We start from the raw sequence: 18,658 nt of genomic DNA on the forward strand, positions 1-18,658 counted from the left end.
TGGCATTATTGTAAACCAATTTAAAGATATTTTCACAGCGACAGGCCGTCTGAAAACAAAAAACGCCCCTGCAAAAGCAGGAGCGTTTTTTAAGAATTTTGGCACGCCCACGGGGATTCGAACCCCGGTTGCCGCCGTGAAAGGGCAGTGTCCTAGGCCTCTAGACGATGGGCGCGTAACCGAAGCGCGAACTATACAGAAAGCCTTTTCTTCTGTCAACGCCTTTACTGCATTTTTAAAGATGCTGCCGATTTCCGTATGTTATTTTCCCTGTATAATGCCGGTTTTAATAAAAAGGAAAACTCGCCATGTGGTTTAAGCAAATCAGTTTTTATCCGCTCAACAAAGACAAGTTGCCCGAATTGGAAGTCCTTGCCGACAAATTGGCGCAATCCGAATTTGCCCATTGTCAGGGTTTGGACTGGTTTAGCGAAGGCTTTTCCACGCCGGTTTCCTTTTCGCCAGAGCTGGTTTTCCCTGCCGATTACACTTGGCGCGTTGCCCTGAAAAAAGAAGAAAAAGTCCTGCCTGCCGGCGTGATCCGCGATATTTTGGATGAAAAGGTTTTGGAAATCCAAAACAACGAAGCGCGCAATGTCGGCCGTAAGGAAAAACAAGAGCTGAAAGAACAGATTACTGACGACCTGCTGCCCCGTGCCTTTACGCGCAGCAGCCGCACACAGGCGATTTTCGACACGCGCCACGGGTATCTTTTGGTCAACAATGCCGCATCTGCCAAAGCGGAAAATATCCTGACCAAACTGCGCGAAGCCTTGGGCGGTTTGGAAGCAGCCCTGCCCAACACCAAACAATCGCCCTCCTCCCTGATGACCAGCTGGCTGCTGCAAGGCCATTGCGAAGGCGGTTTTGAATTAGACAGCGACTGCGAACTCAAAGGCGTAGGCGATGTTGTTCCGGTCGTCAAAGTTTCCAAACAAGACCTGACCACCGATGAAGTGGTACAACACGTCAAAAATGGCAAAACCGTTACCCAGCTGGGCTTGGTATGGCGCGAACAAATCGCGTTCATCCTCACCCAAGACTTTACGCTCAAACGCATCCAGTATCTGGACGTTTTGCAAGAAGAAGCCGAAAGCAACGGCGACGATGCCGCCAGCCTCGCCTTTGCCTCGCAAATCCTGATGACCGAAGCCATCAGCACCATGTTAGAAGAACTGGTTTCTTATTTGGGCGGCTGGCAAGAGTAATTTTTCAGACGGCCTTTTGATTGGGAAATATCAAAGGCCGTCTGAAATATAAATAGAAGTATCAGAAAGGATGTCATGATGTTGGGTGCAGTCATTGGCGATATTGCCGGATCACGATTCGAGTTTGACAACTACCGCCACACCGATTTTGACATTTTCAGCCCCGACAGCGACTTTACCGATGACACGATTTGCACTGTTGCCATCGCCGATTGGGTTTTACAAGGCTGCAACGATGATTTAGCCTTAATCTTACAAAGCTGGTGCAGGGCATATCCCTGCCCTAAAGGCTCATATGGCGGCCGCTTCTCACAATGGATAGAATGGAAAGATCCAGAACCTTATAATAGCTGGGGCAACGGCTCGGCCATGCGTGTTTCTGCCGTTGGTTGGGCATTTGCCACATTGGAAGAAACCCTACATTTTGCCGAACAATCCGCTATCGTAACGCACAACCACCCGGAAGGCATTAAAGGCGCGCAAGCTGTAGCTGCCACCATCTTTTGGGCGCGTACCGGTATAGGCAAAGCGCAAATCAAAGAAAACATTACACGGCAATTCGGCTACGACTTGAGCCAAAGTTGCGATCAAATCCGCTCGCATTATCATTTCAACGAAAGCTGCCAGGAAACCGTACCTCAAGCGATTACCGCCTTTCTTGAAAGCGATGATTTTGAACACGCCATCCGACTGGCAGTTTCCCTGGGCGGAGACAGCGATACCTTGGCGGCCATTACCGGCAGTATTGCCGAAGCCTACCATGGTATCCCTACGTCTATACGCGAACACGCTTTAGCCATATTGCCACGCCGTATTGCTGAAACCCTGCTGACTTTTGAATCCCAATATCAGGCCGTCTGAAACTGCCTGCAAAAAGGAATAAATGATGAAATACCTCGCCCTACTTCCCGTCGCCTTCATGCTGGGTACGCCTGCCATTGCCGAAACCATCAATCCTTATCAGGAAAAAGGTTGCGTTTACGATGGCGATGTCGGCAAAGACGGCAAACCATCCGGCAAAGGCACATGGAAATGCCAAGACGGCCGCAGCTATGTCGGAGCCTTTAAAGACGGCAAATTTGACGGCAAAGGCGTATATACCGTTTCCAGCAACAGTGAAACCTTTATCGAACCTTTCTCCTCCAACAGCGCCAAATTACGCAATATGACGCTGGAGGGCGTGTTCAAAAAAGGTAGGGCGCACGGAAACTTTACCGCCTCTCAAAACGGCACACCAGTCTTCATCATGAAATGCGAAGACGGTATGATTAAAGAAGTCAAACTGCCTAAAAAATCTGCTTCCAAAACCAAATAAACAGCCTTTCAGACGGCCTTATCCAGCTTTTAGGCCGTCTGAAACATCAATGAACAAGCCTGCCTAAAGGCTGTTGTATTGATTTTAAAGAATTTCCAAACAACCCTTACCCCAGGACAACCACCATGAGCATTAAATCCGACAAATGGATACGCCGCATGGCCGAAGAACACGGCATGATTGAGCCGTTCGAGCCCAACCAAATCAAAGAGGCCAACGGCCAACGCATCATTTCCTACGGCACATCCAGCTACGGCTACGACATCCGCTGTGCCAATGAATTTAAAATCTTCACCAATATCAACAGCACCATCGTCGACCCGAAAAACTTCGACCCGAAAAACTTCGTTACAGTCGAAGATGACTGCTGCATCATTCCGCCCAACTCCTTTGCACTGGCGCGCACAGTCGAATATTTCCGCATCCCGCGCAACGTCCTGACCGTCTGCTTAGGCAAATCCACCTACGCACGCTGCGGCATCATCGTCAACGTTACCCCGTTCGAGCCTGAGTGGGAAGGCTACGTTACCCTTGAGTTTTCCAACACCACCCCCTTACCTGCCAAAATTTATGCAGGCGAAGGCGTGGCTCAAGTCTTGTTCTTTGAAAGTGATGAAGTCTGCGAAACTTCATACAAAGACCGTAACGGCAAATACATGGGACAAACCGGTGTTACCCTGCCTAAGACTTAAATATACAAAATAAAAAAAAGGCCGTCTGAAGTTTCAGACGGCCTTTTATCATTTAATTTAGAAACGGCGTTTCAGCTTGCAAGCCTGCAAGATATGAACGGCGAGTTCTTCCACTGATTTATCCGTTGTATTGGTAAACGGTACTCCGTGGCGTTTGAACATATTTTGCGCATCAGCAATCTCGCTGCGGCAAGTATCGATTTTGGCATAGGTCGAGTTAGGACGGCGTTCATGACGGATAGCCTGCAGACGCTCAGGCTGAATGGTCAAGCCGAACAGCTTGTCTTTATAAGGCTTGACCATACGCGGCAAATCGGTCGATTCCAAATCATCGGGAATCAATGGATAGTTTGCGGCACGGATACCGTATTGCAGGGCCAGATAGAGACAGGTCGGCGTTTTGCCCGAACGGGACACGCCCATCAAAATCACATCCGCTTCCTGCAGGTTTTTATCGCTGACGCCGTCATCATGATTCAGTGAAAAATTGACCGCCTCCATACGCGCATCATAGCGTTGGGTATTGCCGATACTGTGGTGCCCCTGCTGGGCGGCAACCGCCTCCGTATTGAGTTCCTTTTCCAAAAGACCGAGAAAGGTTTCAAAGAAATTAATATGGAACGCATTGGCTTTCTTGATGATTTCACGGATTTCGTCATTGACCACACTGACAAAAGCAATCGGGCGCACACCGAATTTTTCAGCTGACTGGTTGACTTTGTCTACAACAGCACGCGCTTTTTCAGGCGTATCGATAAACGGATAGGTATGGCGTTTGAACTCAACATTGCCAAATTGGTTCAGCAAGGCTTCACCGATATTTTCAGCGGTCAGGCCGGTTCGGTCGGAAATATAGAAGACTTGGCGTGGATCAGTCATAATGAATCCTCTTGAGGGTAACGTTTCAGACGGCAATCATAGCAGTTACAGCCTTTGCAATAAAGCGATTCCCGAGAGATTACACAGGATTACAACAAATTTGAACAATTTTTAAATTGGCACAAAATTTTATTTTTTGCTATTTTGTAGAATTTTATTCTAAAATTACAAAATAAATCTTGTTTATCAAATTTATTAACTTATTTTGTTTTCCATATTTAACAAGAAGATAACACGTAAAAACATGAATCTGATATTCACATTTCAGAAGGCTACACGCCTGAAAAGCACAATATCACAGACGAATTTGTGATTTTTAAAAAGATAAAACACATGACAGCCATCAAACGAATGGCTACAATAAGCAGGCGGATTTGTTTCTTTTTTAACATTTTTTGGATTGGATTGGACACACAAATGGCCGAAAACTACGTTATTTGGTTTGAAAACCTGCGTATGACTGACGTTGAGCGAGTGGGCGGTAAAAATGCCTCTTTGGGCGAAATGATCAGCCAACTGACTGAAAAAGGCGTGCGCGTTCCCGGCGGTTTTGCAACCACAGCCGAAGCTTATCGTGCTTTCCTGGCTCACAATGGTCTGAGCGAGCGTATTTCCGAAGCCCTGAAACAACTGGATGTTGAAGACGTTGCCGAATTGGCACGCGTGGGTAAAGAAATCCGTCAATGGATTTTGGATACCCCGTTCCCTGAGCAGCTGGATGCTGAAATCGAAACAGCTTGGAACAAAATGGTTGCCGATGCCGGCGGTGCGGACATTTCCGTTGCCGTACGTTCTTCCGCAACAGCAGAAGACTTGCCGGATGCTTCTTTTGCCGGTCAACAAGAAACCTTCTTGAACATCAACGGCTTGGAAAACGTTAAAGAAGCCATGCACCATGTATTCGCTTCCCTGTACAACGACCGTGCCATTTCTTACCGTGTCCACAAAGGCTTCGAACACGACATCGTTGCCCTTTCAGCCGGCGTACAACGCATGGTGCGCTCCGACAGCGGCGCGTCCGGTGTGATGTTCACCATCGATACCGAGTCCGGTTACGACCAAGTCGTTTTCGTTACCTCTTCTTACGGCCTGGGCGAAAACGTCGTACAAGGCGCGGTCAACCCTGACGAATTCTATGTATTCAAACCTACTTTGAAAGCGGGCAAACCGGCTATCCTGCGCAAAACCATGGGTTCGAAACAAATTAAAATGATCTTTACCGACAAAGCCGAAGCCGGTAAATCTGTCACCAACGTTGATGTACCTGTAGAAGACCGTCAACGCTTCTCCATTACCGATGCCGAAGTAACCGAGTTGGCTCATTACGCGCTGACCATCGAAAAACACTACGGCCGCCCAATGGACATCGAATGGGGCCGCGACGGCTTGGATGGCAAACTCTACATCCTGCAAGCACGCCCTGAAACTGTAAAATCTCAAGAAGACGGCAGCCGCAACCTGCGCCGCTTCTCTATCAACGGCGAAAAAGTTGTCTTGTGCGAAGGTCGTGCCATCGGTCAAAAAGTTGGCCAAGGTAAAGTTCGCTTGGTGAAAGATGCTTCAGAGATGGATTCCGTTGAAGCAGGCGACGTACTCGTTACCGACATGACCGACCCGGATTGGGAGCCGGTAATGAAACGTGCTTCTGCCATCGTGACCAACCGCGGCGGCCGTACCTGCCACGCAGCGATTATCGCGCGTGAATTGGGTATTCCGGCCGTAGTCGGCTGCGGAGACGCAACCGATCTGCTTTCAGACGGCCAAGAAGTTACCGTATCTTGTGCCGAAGGCGATACCGGCTTCATCTACTCCGGTCTGCTGGACGTACAAATTACCGATGTTGCTTTGGACAACATGCCTAAAGCCCCTGTCAAAGTGATGATGAACGTTGGTAACCCTGAATTGGCATTCAGCTTCGCCAACCTGCCTAGCGAAGGTATCGGCTTGGCACGTATGGAATTCATCATCAACCGTCAAATCGGTATCCACCCTAAAGCTTTGTTGGAATTTGACAAACAAGACGACGAATTGAAAGCGGAAATTACCCGCCGCATCGCCGGCTACGCTTCTCCTGTCGACTTCTATGTCGATAAAATCGCAGAAGGCGTGGCAACTTTGGCTGCTTCGGTTTACCCACGCAAAACCATCGTCCGTATGTCTGACTTCAAATCCAACGAATACGCCAACTTGGTGGGCGGCAGCATCTACGAACCGCACGAAGAAAACCCAATGTTGGGCTTCCGTGGTGCAGCGCGTTATGTTGCTGACAGCTTCAAAGACTGCTTCGCACTCGAGTGCAAAGCCTTGAAACGTGTCCGTGACGAAATGGGTTTGACCAACGTCGAAATCATGATTCCATTCGTCCGCACTTTGGGTGAAGCCGAAGCTGTTGTCAAAGCCCTGAAAGAAAACGGTTTGGAACGCGGCAAAAACGGCCTGCGCCTGATCATGATGTGCGAGTTGCCAAGCAACGCTGTATTGGCAGAACAATTCCTGCAATACTTCGACGGCTTCTCCATCGGCTCTAACGACATGACCCAGCTGACCCTCGGCCTCGACCGTGACAGCGGTTTGGTATCCGAATCCTTCGACGAACGCAATCCTGCCGTTAAAGTGATGTTGCACTTGGCAATCTCTGCCTGCCGCAAACAAAATAAATACGTCGGCATTTGCGGTCAAGGCCCGTCAGACCATCCGGACTTTGCCAAATGGCTGGTTCAAGAAGGTATCGAAAGCGTATCGCTCAACCCTGATACCGTGATTGAAACTTGGCTGTATTTGGCTAACGAATTGAACAAATAAGTTCGATGAGACCAAAATCCCCTGCCCATCTATCTCGGCAGGGGATTTTTATTGCCTTATTCAATGCCGTCTGAAAAAACTTTCACTTTCTTTTACCTTGCTGAAAAAGTCCTTTATCATCAAAATGATAAAAAAATATGCCGCCATATCCACAAATTTTCAATGTTAATATACTGCCTTTATGTATTTTATCCCATGCCTTTTGAGTGAACCTTTTTTCACTCTTCCTATCTATCATATACAGTATAACGATACCTTTAGAAACAACTCATGAATACAAATTTTATTTCCACCTTTCAGACGGCCTTAAAACGTCTGGCACTCATCAGCACCATTGCCGTCTTAGCAGCCTGCGCCGGCAACAACACTTCTTCCAACCGCGCCGTACCCGACGGCTACTACAAAGTCCGTCCCGGCGATACCCTGACCCAAATCGCCAAACGGTACGGACAAAACGTCAATACATTGGTTGCATGGAACAACCTTCCCAACGCCTCACAAATCGAAGTCGGCCAAGTATTGCGCGTCCGCCGTCATGTTGCCTCCCGCAATACTGCTACGCAGCAACGCCAAGCAACCGCCGTTACCCCGATCAATCGGTTAAGTTTGCAATGGCCGACCGATAACGCCTCATCTTCCATTATCCAACGATACAACGGCACAACCAGCAAAGGCATAGATATTGCAGGCACACAAGGCCAACAAATCCGTTCCGCCGGAGCCGGTACCGTTATCTACGTTGGCGAAGAAGTCCGCGGCTACGGCAAGCTAATTTTAATCAGCCACAACGACTACACCATTACCGCCTATGCCCACAACGACACGCTTTTAGTACAAAAAGATCAAAAAGTCCAAGCCGGCCAAGTTATCGCCACCATGGGCAGCAGCGATACAGACAGCGTCAAGCTGCATTTTGAAGTTCGTCTAAACGGCAAAGCAGTCGATCCCCTGCCTTATTTGACTAGAACAAATTAATACCTTAATCAAAAGGCCGTCTGAAATAACTTTATTTCAGACGGCCTTTTGATTATCTTGCTATAACAGCTATTTCAACAAAATCTTTTCCTATTTAACTTATGTTGATTGAGTGTAAACGCCATTATACAATAACAACTCTTTTTAACATTCCATTTCAGGTACCCTACTATGTCTCCTAACCGCATCCTTGCAACCGCATTCTTGTTTGCATCTGCATTTGCCAGCGCAGATGTCCATATTGATGAAAGCATTCCTTACCGCGATAAAGAAGAAATCGATACCCGTATTGTTTCCGAGTGTTTAGAAGTGGGCAGTATTATGTCCAAATCTTTGCAAGAAACTGCAGCCAAAAGTGATGTAACGGTTGTCCGTGATGGTAAAAAACAAGGCACATACGCAGATATCGCCATTACTTCCGCCATGAGCGCAGGCAATGCCTTTATCGGTCACGCCAAAGGGATGGCGGTTTCAGCCACTTTGTATGTTGACGGCAAACAAGTTAATAAAAAAACCTTTACCCGCAACTCTTCTGGCGGCATGTTTGGCGCTTATAAAAGCTCTTGTGCTGTCTTAAATCGCACTTCTAAAGTTTTGGGTTCTGACATTGCACAATGGGTGGTTCGCGAACAAAAAAATACTCAAGACAAATAAAACCCCAATTTGATAAAGGCCGTCTGAAAAACCGTATTTCAGATGGCCTTTATATTTTCTATTTCTCTAAAAACAAAGAAATAAATTACCCATTAATCATTGTCAGAAATAGAGAATTTTATTTCCAATGCCCTTGATTTTAGAATATCTACCCTCAATTATTAAAAATATAAGAATTTTGTATATGAGCAGTCAAAGGAATAACATGGCAGAAAAAAACTATTATGAAATACTAGGCGTTGCCAAAGATGCGGATGAGGCCGAAATCAAAAAAGCCTACCGAAAACTGGTGCGCAAATACCACCCCGATGTCAGCAAAGAACCTGACGCAGCCGAACGTACGGTAGAAATCAACCGTGCCTACGAAACGCTTTCCGACAAAGAAAAGCGGGCCGAATACGATGAAATGTTGGCTAATCCTTACGGACGCAGCGCCGGAGGCAATCCGTTCGGTCAAGGCGGCAATCCGTTTGGCAATGGATTTAACGGCGGCGGCTTCCGCTATGAACGTCATGAAGGCGAACCGTTCGGAGCGGGAGACTTCAATTTTGAAGATCTGTTTTCATCATTCCGCCAATCCCACACTCGTTCCGAGCAACCCCGCGGCCCAATAAAAGGCGAGGATCAACATGCTGAATTGAGTATTGATATTTACGCAGCGTATGTTGGTGCAGAACGTAGCATGACTTTGAATGTGCCGACTCTAGACGAATACGGACGTGCGGTTTATCAAAATAAAACCCTCAACGTCAAAATCCCAAAAGGCATTGCAGAAGGCCAACAAATCCGTTTGGCCGGTCAAGGTTTGCCGGGATATAACGGCGGTGAAAACGGTGACTTGTACTTAAAAATCAAGTTCCACGACCAACCTGATTTATACGTCAAAAACAGAAAAGACGTATATCAAACAATAGATGTCAAACCTTGGGAAGCCGTATTGGGCGGCAAAATCATCGTCCCTACCGCTTCAGGCCGCTTGCAGGTCAATCTGCCTGCCAACAGCCAAAGCGGTAAAAGCATCCGCCTCAAAGGCAAAGGTATTCCTGCAAAAGAAGCCGGAGACCTTTATCTCAATATCCGCATTAATGTTCCGCCAGTAGAGAGCGAAGCCGACCGTGCCGCATGGGAAAAATTGGCCGAACACTTTGCCGCGAAACAAGCATAAGAGAAAGGATAAATTATGATTCAGTCCTCCGATGTTACCCTTACTTTTGAAGAAATCGTTGCCGCCAGCCGCTGCCGTCGCGATTGGCTGTTGGAACTTATAGCAGAAGACATCATCAGCATCGATGGTGCGCCCGAAAAAAGCACCTTCAGTGGTTTTCATCTTGCCCGCATCCGTCGCGCACAACGCTTAAGCCGCGATTTTGAAGCCGGCATTCCTGCATTGGGGCTGATTATGCGGCTGTTAGACGAGGTGGAAGAGCTCAGAAAAATACAGCGTCCGCTGGTACTGCTCGAAGAAGAGTAAATATCGATAAGTTGTTCAATTAAATATTGATGACAAGACAAAGTTTTTGATGTTTATTGATATTCCATAATGAAAGGCCGTCTGAAAATATTTTCAGACGGCCTTTTTATGCCTTAATTAACAACAGCGTCCGCCGTTGCTGCCGCAACGGCGTTTTCGGCAGTAGTCTTGGAATTGCAGCTCGGTCATGACCGGTGCGTCGGGATTATGTCTGCGTTGACGGGCAACGTAATTTTCATAATCCGGGACACCGACCATCAAGTTCGCTGTCAACTTGATGGTTTTCCACCAAGAGGCAAGCTTATGCTTCACTTTGAGCCTCCGGCTGTTTACCGTCGCGGTACACTGCTGGAATTTCTTTAGCAGTTGGCCAGCCGACTTTGCGGGCTTTCATGGCGGTACGAAAACCGTACACGGCGACAATCACGACAACTGCCAGGAACAAAGCGGTCAGACCGGCATTGATTTGGTCGTTGAAGATGATTTGTGACATTTCGCCAATGTCTTTAGCTGGGGCAAGGACTTCGCCTGAGGCCAAGGCATCGCGGTATTTGCCTGCATGAGCCAAGAAGCTGACGCGTGGGTCGCTGTGGAACAGTTTTTGCAAACCGGCATAGCAGGTTACAAACAATACGCCGACAGCAGGAACCAAGGTTACCCAAACATAGCGGTCGCGTTTCATTTTCACCAATACAACGGTACACATAATCAACGCTACACCTGCAAGCATTTGGTTGGCGATACCAAACAACGGCCAGAGCGAGTTGATACCACCCAGAGGGTCGGTTACGCCGGTATAGAGGAAGTAACCCCACAATGCCACGGCAAAGAATGTTGCAACCAAGTTGGCAGGGATAGAATCGGTGTTACCGAATGGTTTGTAGAAGATACTGCCCAAGTCTTGAATCATGAAACGGGCAACGCGTGTACCGGCATCAACCGCGGTCAAGATGAACAAGGCTTCAAACAGCAAGGCAAAGTGATACCAGAACGCCATCATGGCTTCACCCGGAATCAGACGGCTCATGATGTGTGCCATACCAACTGCAAGAGTTGGTGCACCGCCTGCACGAGACAGAATGGTGTTTTCGCCCACTTCTTTAGCAGTATGCAACAGAGTTGCGGCATCAACAGGGAAGTTCAGTTTAGTGGTAATGACTTCGGCAGCTGTGTTGGCATCTGTACCAATCAGCGCGGCCGGGCTGTTCATCGCGAAGTACACGCCTGGATCAAGCGAAGCGGCAGCAGCCAGAGCCATAATGGCCACAAAGCTTTCCATAATCATGCCACCGTAACCGATCATGCGGACGTGGGTTTCGTTTTCCACCATTTTTGGCGTAGTACCTGAAGAAATCAACGCATGGAAGCCTGAAACCGCACCACAAGCAATGGTAATGAATAAGAATGGGAACAATGCACCAGAGAATACCGGGCCTGAACCATCGATAAAGTGGGTAACTGCAGGCATTTGCAGGGTTGGGTTAACAATAACAATACCCAAAGCCAAAGCTGCAATCGTACCGATTTTCAGGAAGGTAGACAGATAGTCGCGCGGAGTCAGCAAGAGCCAAACCGGCAATACGGAAGCCACGAAACCGTAAATCATAATCGCCCAAGTCAGCTGAATGCCGTCAAGGTCAAACCAGTGACCAAAGGAGCTGTGGGCAACATCTTCACCGTAAATCACAGCCAACATCAGCAAAATAAAGCCGACGATGGAAATCTCGCCAATTTTGCCCGGACGGATATAACGGGTGTAAATACCCATAAACAGCGCAATCGGCATAGTTGCTGCGATGGTGAACGTACCCCAAGGGCTGTGAACCAATGCTTTCACAACAATCAGCGCCAACACCGCCATAATGATGACCATAATCATCAAAATACCGATGGATGCAATCACGCCTGGGACGGTACCGAGTTCTTGTTTCACGATATCGCCCAAAGACTTACCGTCACGGCGCATAGAAACAAACAGTACCATCATATCCTGTACGGCACCGGCAAATACCACGCCGAAGATAATCCACAAAGTACCGGGCAGATAACCCATTTGCGCTGCCAATACAGGACCAACTAGAGGGCCTGCGCCGGCAATGGCGGCAAAGTGGTGGCCGAACAGTACGCCTTTATGTGTGGGCACATAGTCCAAGCCGTCATTGTGGCGTTCTGCCGGAGTCAGACGGTTAGGATCAAGCTGCATCACACGGTTGGCAATGTAAAGACTATAGAAACGGTAGGCAATGCAGTATACCGAAATGGCGGCCGTAACCATCCAAATCGCACTGACTTGCTCGCCACGGCTGAGAGCTAAAGTAGTAAAGGAGGCCAAGCCTACCAAAACCACAATGCCCCAGATCAAAAATGATTTGAGCGATTTCATTGATTTATCCTTAAAACGTGATGCACCAAGGCTTGCTTTAGCGACAAACTGCCTTAATGCGCTTCAGAAAGACCAGTCATTATAGTCTTCATGATTTCATGAGTGGAATGTCATTTCAACCCCAATTCGACTGAAAACAAAATGATTAGTTCGTCCGTAAGGTTAACACAAACAGACAATATACCCTTCATTTTTTACTTCAAAACTAAATATTCCTTAACATATAGCAAACGAAAGGCCGTCTGAAAACCCAAATATTCAGTTTTCAGACGGCCTGACAAACGGTCAATGCTATAATCCGATATTCCCATTTCTCTATATTGCCATACCATGCAAAACAACGATTCCGAAACCATGCGCCTCTCCAAACGCATGGCGCAATTAGGCTTATGCTCGCGCCGCGAGGCAGACAGCTACATCGAGCAAGGCTGGGTCAAAGTAAACGGCCAAACCGCCGTACTCGGTCAAAAAGTCACCGAGCGCGACCGCATCGACCTCAACAAACAAGCCCATGAAAAACAAGCCGCGCGCGTAACCATCCTACTGAACAAACCTGTCGGCTACGTCAGCGCGCAGGCAGAAAAAGGCTATAAGTCCGCCGCCGAACTCATCACAGCCGACAACCATTGGGAAGGCGACGACAGCCGTATCCCTTTCAGCGAAAAGCACAAATTCGGCTTGGCCCCTGCCGGTCGCTTAGATATCGACTCCGTCGGATTGTTAGTACTCACTCAGGACGGCCGCATTGCCAAACAGCTGATTGGCGAAAACAGCAGTAGCGAAAAAGAATACCTTGTCCGCGTCCGCGGCAAACTGGACGACAAAGGCCTTGCCCTGCTCAACCACGGCTTGAGTTTGGACGGAGAAAAATTGCGCCCCGCCAAAGTCGAATGGCAAAACGAAGACCAGTTACGCTTTATTTTGCGACAAGGCAAAAAACGCCAAATCCGCCGCATGTGCGAACTGGTCGGCCTGCGCGTCGTCGGTTTGAAACGCATCCGCATGGGCAAAGTCAAACTCGGCAGACTGCCACCGGGCAAATGGCGTTATTTACGCGCTGACGAATCGTTTTAATTGCAGATAACAAAAAGCCCGTCTGAAAACACATTTCAGACGGCCTCATCTTTTACTGATTACTCGATATAAGTAAACTTCGCACGTTTGATATTGCAGAGAATTTCGTACGGAATCATACCGGCAACTTCGGAAACTTCATTGATATTAATCACATCACCCCAAAGCTCAACTTCCGCGCCCAAGCCCTCTTTCGAGGCTTCCAGCTCAACCGTAATCATATCCATAGATACCCTGCCGATAATACGGCTGCGTTTGCCATCCACCGCCACAGGGGAATTAGTGGAAGCGCGACGCGGATAGCCGTCGGCATAGCCGCAGGCAATCAAACCGACACGGGTAGATTTGCTGGTGTAGAACGTTGCGCCGTAGCCAATCGGAGAATGCGGTTGCAACACGCGCTCGCCGAAAACGCGGGAAGTCAGGCGCATAACTGGTTTCAAACGCTCATCCACGCCGCCGAAAGGCGAAACACCATATAAGGCCAGACCAGCACGTCCCCAATCGCGGCGCGCTTCAGGCACGTTCAAAATCGCGGCGGAATTGGCCAAGCTCTCTTCGCCTTCCAAACCCTCACACGCCAAATCAAACGCTTCAAGCTGCATTTCGGTCATGCCGTTTTCCGGCTCGTCCGCACAGGCAAAATGGCTGAATTTCACAATATTTTCAACCGATTCGGATTGTTTCAATGCAGTATAGGCGGCGGCATAATTGTGTGGAAAGAAACCGGCACGGTGCATACCAGAGTCCATTTTCAGCCATACAGTTGTCGGATGTTGCCACTCATGATGCACAAATGCCTCCAGTTGCCATTGGCTGCCGATTGCCGGCCACAAATCATAACGGTCAACATCCGCATATTCCGCAGCATCAAATACGCCTTCCAACAAAACAATCGGATTTTTAATGCCGTTTTGGCGCAGCTCCACGCCTTCATCTACCGTTGCCACCGCAAAGCCGTCGGCAATATCTGCCAACGCGTGTGCACACCTGACCGCGCCATGCCCGTAAGCATCGGCCTTAATCACAGCCAACAATTTATTGCCGTGCAACTCTTTGAGAAAACGATAATTTTGACGTAAATTATCCAAACGGATTTGCGCATTGAGCGGACGCATAATGTATTCCTCTTATCGGCATTCCGTTTCAGACGGCCTGCCCTATTACTTTGAAGCAAATATTATAGGTCAAAAACTACACAGGATTCCATGAAATACACAAGAATAATCTATTCATAATTTAGACCTCATGCGCGCCTTTAGGCATTTATGCTTCTTCTCAGCCTGTTTTAAGGTTATGATTCAATCCAAATGAAAACGACAGACATCAAGGCCATGAAAGAACTCGACAAAACCGACTTAAAAATTCTCAAGCTCCTACAACAAAACGCACGTATCCCCATGACCGAATTGGCTGAAAAAGTCGGCCTCTCCACCACGCCGGTAACCGAACGCGTCCGCCGTTTGGAACGCGACAACCTTATCACCGGCTATCACGCCCATCTGAATCCCCATGCTTTAGGTCAAAGCCTCCTGGTCTTTGTCGAACTGAAACTGCGCTCCAAATCCGGCAATATTTTTGAAGACTTCAAACGCGAAGTGCTAAAAATTCCGCAAATTTTGGAATGCCACTTAGTCTCCGGCGAATACGACTACCTTATCAAAGTCCGCCTGCCCAATATGTCCGCCTATCGCGATATGCTTGGCAATATCCTGCTGCAACTGCCGGCTGCAGCCGAAAGCCGTAGCTATGTTGTCATGGAAGAAGTCAAAGAAGAAGTAGTATTAGACATCTAATTCTATTCGATAAACAAAGGCCATCTGAAAGATTACAACATTCAGACGGCCTTTATTTTAAATAGGCAAAAAAAATGCACACATTCGACAGAATGCGTGCCAAGTCTACAAAGGAGAAATAGAGGAGAAACTATTAACTGACTACTCGAACCAGCTAACGAAACGAATTATGCAACAAGAGATTCAACCGCGCAAGTATTTTTCTTGTAAAGTTTCTTAATTATTCGATTTACAAATTTTAAATGTAATCATATTTCAATGTAGATAAAAAAATGCGCATACCGTCTCGATATGCGCCAAGTCTACAAAGGAGAAATAGAGGAGAAAAATCAAGCTGCATCAAGCAACTCAACGGCGCGAATTATCCTAGCCTTCTACCCTCCTGTCAACTGTTTTCCTATCTATTTTCAAGTATTTTGCTAAAAAACAACAAATCCGCTATTCCCCTCTTTTTCTAGCTATTTTCGCCCATATATAAAAAGAATTTAGGGCCGTCTGAAACATATATTGCTACTAAAGATAAACGGCTCCATACTCACACATTCATAGTCCATATCAACCCAACCCAAAGACCATGACCACCCCACTTTCCCTTGCCGTCGTCGGCCATACCAACACAGGCAAAACCTCGCTCTTACGTACGCTTTTGCGCGACAGCACCTTCGGTGAAGTGAAAAACGCGCCATCCACCACGCGCCATGTCGAAGAGGCCCTTATCAACGACGGCGACGACAGCTTGGTTTACCTCTACGATACACCCGGCCTTGAAGATGCAGGCGGCGTGTTGGACTGGCTGGAAACCCACACATCCGCACGCGATGACGGTATCGAACGCATCCAGCAATTCCTCAGCAGTCATGAGGCGCATCACGAGTTCAACCAAGAGGCCAAAGTGCTGCGCCAAGTCATGCAAAGCGATATGGCCATGTACGTCATCGATGCGCGGGAACCCGTCCTCGACAAATACAAAGACGAGCTGACCATTTTGTCTTGGTGCGCCAAGCCCATCATGCCCGTGTTCAACTTTACCCAAAATCAAGACCTGACCGCTTGGACCAATATGCTCGCCCGTCGAACCCTGCATGTTTACGCCGGTTTCGATACCGTTGCCTTCGACTTTGAAGGCGAAATCCGATTGTGGGACAACCTTGCCACCATGTTACCTAAGCGCGACATCCTCGACCGCCTCATCAATATGCGCCGTCGCGAGTGGCAACGGTTGGATACGGAAGCGCGCCGTGAAATTGCCGATTTTCTGCTGGATGCCGCCGCATTTACCCAAGAAATTGCCGAAAACGACGACCCTGCCCCTACTTTGGAAGTCATGCAATCGGAAATCCGCCAACTTGAGCGGCAAATGCAACAACGCCTGTTCACACTTTACCGCTTCTATCACGACGAAGTCGGCAGCGACAGCACATGGATGCCCAAAGCCTTCAAACAAGATCCGTTTGACAGCGAGTTGCTCAAACATTACGGCATCCGTACCGGTACCGGCGCAACCGCAGGCGCGCTCATCGGCTTAGGCTTGGATATTGCCACGCTTGGCGGCTCGCTTGGTTTGGGCACAGCCATCGGCGGACTGTTGGGTGGCATTTTGCCCAATGCACAAGACATCACCGACAAAATCAACGGCCGACAAACCCTGCATACTGATCCTGAGACCCTTACCCTGCTCGCCGCACGCGCACTGGACTTGTTGCACGTCTTGCAAACGCGAGGCCATGCGGCTCAATCTCATATTGAACTAAAAGAACGCAAAGCGCCATGGAATGCGGCCAAATTGCCAAGCGAACTCAATAAAGCACGCAGCAACCGCAAATGGTCTTCGCTCAACACACACCAGCCCGAAGCCAGCCGTAACGAACGCGCAGCCTATGTCGCCACTTTAAGCGAGAAATTAAAAGCTTAGAATTGCCGCATAACAAAAAGGCCGTCTGAAATCCAAATGTTTCAGACGGCCTTTTAAGCTTAGCAGGCAAATATTTATTCAGCAGCTTTGGTTTCGCGTTTCAAACCGCCGCCAAGTGCTTTATACAAGTCGGCAAGGTTTTCCAAACGGGTCAGCTGATTAGCCAAAAGAGCAGTTTCTGCACTGTAACTGCTACGCTCGGCATCCAGCAAATCCAATGCGCTGGATACGCCATGTTTGTAGCGCAAGCTAATGAGACGCAGGCTGTCGTTGTAGGCACGGCTTTGTTTGCTCAAAGCGGCATAGCTTTTATCCAGCTGTTCGCGTGCAACCAACGCATTGGAAACGTCTTTGAATGCGGATTGAACAGCGGCTTCATAAGCAACAATTTGTGCCTGCTGGCGCAGTTTGGCTACGTCAAGATTGGCTTTGTTTGTGCCCCAATCAAAGATAGGCAGAGTGATGGATGGTGCAAAAGCCCAAACACCTGTGCCGCTCTTAAACAGGCCGCTCAACTCGCCGGAAGCGGTACCGACCGAACCGGTCAGGCTGATGCGCGGGAAAAACGCCGCACGTGCCGCGCCGATATTGGCATTAGCTTGTTTGAGCGCGTGTTCGGCCGCACGGATATCCGGACGGTTGAGCAACACGTCCGAACTCAAACTGGCAGGCAGTTTGGTCATTTTGAACTGTTTGCTCAAAGGTAGACCGGCAGGCAAATCTTCAGGCAAAGGTTGATTAATCAGCATGGCCAAAGAATTGCGCGCTTGCTCGCGGTTTTTCACCGCGGATGCGTAATCGGCTTTGGCTGATTCAATCAGGGCTTCCTGTTGGCGCAAATCAACGGCGGAAATCACACCGGCCTTATGGCGTAATTGCGAAAGCTTGTAAGTCGCTTCACGGGTTTGCAATACGCGTTGTGCCAATGCCATGGTTTCTTCGGCGTAGCGTTCGTTAAAGTAGGCTTTGGCAACGGTAGAAATCAAGGTCAGATGCGCTGCATCGCGGTTGGCGGCCACATTGAAATAACCTTGCAACGCGGCTTCGCTGGTGCTGCGGACACGGCCGAAAAGGTCAAGCTCATAAGAAGCCGCGCCCAACCCCACGCTGTATTGGCTGCTGACACTGCCGCCGCTCAAACTGCCTTGACGCGAACCTGTACCGCTAGCATTGACGGTTGGCAACAAATTATTACGCGCAATCATATATTGCTTGCGGTAGATTTCCGCATTCAGTGCGGCTGTACGCAAATCGGTATTGCGTTCTAATGCGATGTCGATCAGGCGGTGAAGGCGCGGATCGGCAAAGTAATCTTGCCAACCCAATTCAGCGGCACGGATACCGTCGTCAACAGTGTCGTATTTAAACGTATCGGCCACGGCAACTTGAGGCTGCTCATATTTCGGTATAATGGTACAGGCCGACAAAGCCGCGGCTGCGGCAACAGCGGTCAGTACAGGTTTGAATGTAATCTTCTTCATTTTAGAATCCTTTAGC

Annotated in this window: 17 protein-coding genes and 1 tRNA gene; 12 read left to right on the forward strand and 6 right to left on the reverse strand. The window is 48.5% G+C overall.

What is annotated here, in order from left to right; translation table 11 throughout:
* Positions 1–99: 99 nt before the first annotated feature.
* A tRNA-Glu gene (locus ACTHS4_RS08040) sits at positions 100–175 on the reverse strand.
* A 133-nt stretch (positions 176–308) separates the two neighbouring features.
* On the opposite strand from ACTHS4_RS08040, the gene ACTHS4_RS08045 reads away from it, so the two are divergent.
* The 4 genes from ACTHS4_RS08045 to dcd all read left to right on the forward strand — a co-directional run bounded on the left by ACTHS4_RS08045 (position 309) and on the right by dcd (position 3,215).
* Positions 309–1,208 carry a recombination-associated protein RdgC gene (locus ACTHS4_RS08045; RefSeq protein WP_070826015.1) on the forward strand — a complete coding sequence of 300 codons (900 nt, stop codon included), beginning with the start codon at positions 309–311 and terminating at the stop codon, positions 1,206–1,208.
* 78 nt (positions 1,209–1,286) lie between these two features.
* Entirely contained in the window at positions 1,287–2,069 is a 783-nt protein-coding gene (locus tag ACTHS4_RS08050; protein WP_371460371.1) for an ADP-ribosylglycohydrolase family protein, read from the forward strand.
* A 22-nt stretch (positions 2,070–2,091) separates the two neighbouring features.
* Positions 2,092–2,523: a hypothetical protein gene (locus ACTHS4_RS08055; protein ID WP_070826017.1), complete on the forward strand. Its 432-nt coding sequence runs from the start codon at positions 2,092–2,094 to the stop codon at positions 2,521–2,523.
* Positions 2,524–2,648: 125 nt separating this feature from the next.
* Positions 2,649–3,215, forward strand: coding sequence for a dCTP deaminase (gene dcd / locus ACTHS4_RS08060; protein ID WP_003680541.1), 567 nt, complete (start codon positions 2,649–2,651; stop codon positions 3,213–3,215).
* Between the two features lie 57 nt (positions 3,216–3,272).
* Here dcd and ppsR read toward each other — a convergent pair whose 3' ends face one another.
* Positions 3,273–4,094: a posphoenolpyruvate synthetase regulatory kinase/phosphorylase PpsR gene (gene ppsR, locus ACTHS4_RS08065; RefSeq protein ID WP_003684897.1), complete on the reverse strand. Its 822-nt coding sequence runs from the start codon at positions 4,092–4,094 to the stop codon at positions 3,273–3,275.
* Between the two features lie 417 nt (positions 4,095–4,511).
* On the opposite strand from ppsR, the gene ppsA reads away from it, so the two are divergent.
* From ppsA to ACTHS4_RS08090, 5 genes are all read left to right on the forward strand, one after another.
* The gene (ppsA, locus tag ACTHS4_RS08070; protein ID WP_070826018.1) at positions 4,512–6,896 is read left to right on the forward strand and encodes a phosphoenolpyruvate synthase; all 2,385 of its coding nucleotides are present in this window, start codon (positions 4,512–4,514) and stop codon (positions 6,894–6,896) included.
* Between the two features lie 270 nt (positions 6,897–7,166).
* Positions 7,167–7,871 carry a peptidoglycan DD-metalloendopeptidase family protein gene (locus ACTHS4_RS08075; protein ID WP_107722995.1) on the forward strand — a complete coding sequence of 235 codons (705 nt, stop codon included), beginning with the start codon at positions 7,167–7,169 and terminating at the stop codon, positions 7,869–7,871.
* 171 nt (positions 7,872–8,042) lie between these two features.
* Positions 8,043–8,525, forward strand: coding sequence for a hypothetical protein (locus ACTHS4_RS08080; protein WP_070826020.1), 483 nt, complete (start codon positions 8,043–8,045; stop codon positions 8,523–8,525).
* Between the two features lie 205 nt (positions 8,526–8,730).
* Positions 8,731–9,690, forward strand: coding sequence for a DnaJ C-terminal domain-containing protein (locus ACTHS4_RS08085; RefSeq protein WP_039862375.1), 960 nt, complete (start codon positions 8,731–8,733; stop codon positions 9,688–9,690).
* Positions 9,691–9,705: 15 nt separating this feature from the next.
* A complete protein-coding gene (locus tag ACTHS4_RS08090; protein WP_003747441.1) occupies positions 9,706–9,996 on the forward strand; it encodes a chaperone modulator CbpM in 291 nt (96 codons plus the stop codon).
* Positions 9,997–10,113: 117 nt separating this feature from the next.
* Here ACTHS4_RS08090 and ACTHS4_RS08095 read toward each other — a convergent pair whose 3' ends face one another.
* A complete protein-coding gene (locus ACTHS4_RS08095) occupies positions 10,114–10,308 on the reverse strand; it encodes a YbdD/YjiX family protein (RefSeq protein ID WP_371460370.1) in 195 nt (64 codons plus the stop codon).
* The gene (locus tag ACTHS4_RS08100; protein WP_440365690.1) at positions 10,298–12,379 is read right to left on the reverse strand and encodes a carbon starvation CstA family protein; all 2,082 of its coding nucleotides are present in this window, start codon (positions 12,377–12,379) and stop codon (positions 10,298–10,300) included. The genes ACTHS4_RS08095 and ACTHS4_RS08100 overlap by 11 nt, the downstream gene beginning before the upstream one ends.
* A gap of 330 nt (positions 12,380–12,709) precedes the next feature.
* Between ACTHS4_RS08100 and ACTHS4_RS08105 the strand changes: the two genes are divergently transcribed.
* A complete protein-coding gene (locus tag ACTHS4_RS08105; RefSeq protein WP_036493902.1) occupies positions 12,710–13,453 on the forward strand; it encodes a pseudouridine synthase in 744 nt (247 codons plus the stop codon).
* A 59-nt stretch (positions 13,454–13,512) separates the two neighbouring features.
* Here ACTHS4_RS08105 and alr read toward each other — a convergent pair whose 3' ends face one another.
* Complete coding sequence (alr, locus tag ACTHS4_RS08110; RefSeq protein WP_440365691.1) at positions 13,513–14,571, reverse strand: alanine racemase; 1,059 nt, start codon at positions 14,569–14,571, stop codon at positions 13,513–13,515.
* Between the two features lie 216 nt (positions 14,572–14,787).
* Here alr and ACTHS4_RS08115 point away from each other — a divergent pair, with 216 nt between their 5' ends.
* Positions 14,788–15,249: a winged helix-turn-helix transcriptional regulator gene (locus ACTHS4_RS08115; RefSeq protein WP_003747450.1), complete on the forward strand. Its 462-nt coding sequence runs from the start codon at positions 14,788–14,790 to the stop codon at positions 15,247–15,249.
* Positions 15,250–15,823: 574 nt separating this feature from the next.
* Positions 15,824–17,161, forward strand: a complete 1,338-nt coding sequence (locus ACTHS4_RS08120; RefSeq protein ID WP_440365692.1) for a GTPase/DUF3482 domain-containing protein — start codon at positions 15,824–15,826, stop codon at positions 17,159–17,161.
* Positions 17,162–17,235: 74 nt separating this feature from the next.
* Here the strand turns inward: ACTHS4_RS08120 and ACTHS4_RS08125 are convergent, their stop codons facing one another.
* On the reverse strand, positions 17,236–18,642 hold the full coding sequence (locus tag ACTHS4_RS08125) for an efflux transporter outer membrane subunit (RefSeq protein ID WP_440365693.1): 1,407 nt from the start codon (positions 18,640–18,642) through the stop codon (positions 17,236–17,238).
* Positions 18,643–18,658: the final 16 nt, after the last annotated feature.

The organism is Neisseria sp. P0014.S009, from assembly GCF_051958155.1.
Classification (GTDB): domain Bacteria; phylum Pseudomonadota; class Gammaproteobacteria; order Burkholderiales; family Neisseriaceae; genus Neisseria; species Neisseria flavescens_C.

Coding starts and splice junctions, on each gene's coding strand:
- ACTHS4_RS08045 (WP_070826015.1), top strand. CDS start 309: ATGTGGTTTAAGCAAATCAGTTTTTATCCGCTCAACAAAGACAAGTTG.
- ACTHS4_RS08050 (WP_371460371.1), top strand. CDS start 1,287: ATGTTGGGTGCAGTCATTGGCGATATTGCCGGATCACGATTCGAGTTT.
- ACTHS4_RS08055 (WP_070826017.1), top strand. CDS start 2,092: ATGATGAAATACCTCGCCCTACTTCCCGTCGCCTTCATGCTGGGTACG.
- dcd (WP_003680541.1), top strand. CDS start 2,649: ATGAGCATTAAATCCGACAAATGGATACGCCGCATGGCCGAAGAACAC.
- ppsR (WP_003684897.1), bottom strand. CDS start 4,094: ATGACTGATCCACGCCAAGTCTTCTATATTTCCGACCGAACCGGCCTG.
- ppsA (WP_070826018.1), top strand. CDS start 4,512: ATGGCCGAAAACTACGTTATTTGGTTTGAAAACCTGCGTATGACTGAC.
- ACTHS4_RS08075 (WP_107722995.1), top strand. CDS start 7,167: ATGAATACAAATTTTATTTCCACCTTTCAGACGGCCTTAAAACGTCTG.
- ACTHS4_RS08080 (WP_070826020.1), top strand. CDS start 8,043: ATGTCTCCTAACCGCATCCTTGCAACCGCATTCTTGTTTGCATCTGCA.
- ACTHS4_RS08085 (WP_039862375.1), top strand. CDS start 8,731: ATGGCAGAAAAAAACTATTATGAAATACTAGGCGTTGCCAAAGATGCG.
- ACTHS4_RS08090 (WP_003747441.1), top strand. CDS start 9,706: ATGATTCAGTCCTCCGATGTTACCCTTACTTTTGAAGAAATCGTTGCC.
- ACTHS4_RS08100 (WP_440365690.1), bottom strand. CDS start 12,379: ATGAAATCGCTCAAATCATTTTTGATCTGGGGCATTGTGGTTTTGGTA.
- ACTHS4_RS08105 (WP_036493902.1), top strand. CDS start 12,710: ATGCAAAACAACGATTCCGAAACCATGCGCCTCTCCAAACGCATGGCG.
- alr (WP_440365691.1), bottom strand. CDS start 14,571: ATGCGTCCGCTCAATGCGCAAATCCGTTTGGATAATTTACGTCAAAAT.
- ACTHS4_RS08115 (WP_003747450.1), top strand. CDS start 14,788: ATGAAAGAACTCGACAAAACCGACTTAAAAATTCTCAAGCTCCTACAA.
- ACTHS4_RS08120 (WP_440365692.1), top strand. CDS start 15,824: ATGACCACCCCACTTTCCCTTGCCGTCGTCGGCCATACCAACACAGGC.
- ACTHS4_RS08125 (WP_440365693.1), bottom strand. CDS start 18,642: ATGAAGAAGATTACATTCAAACCTGTACTGACCGCTGTTGCCGCAGCC.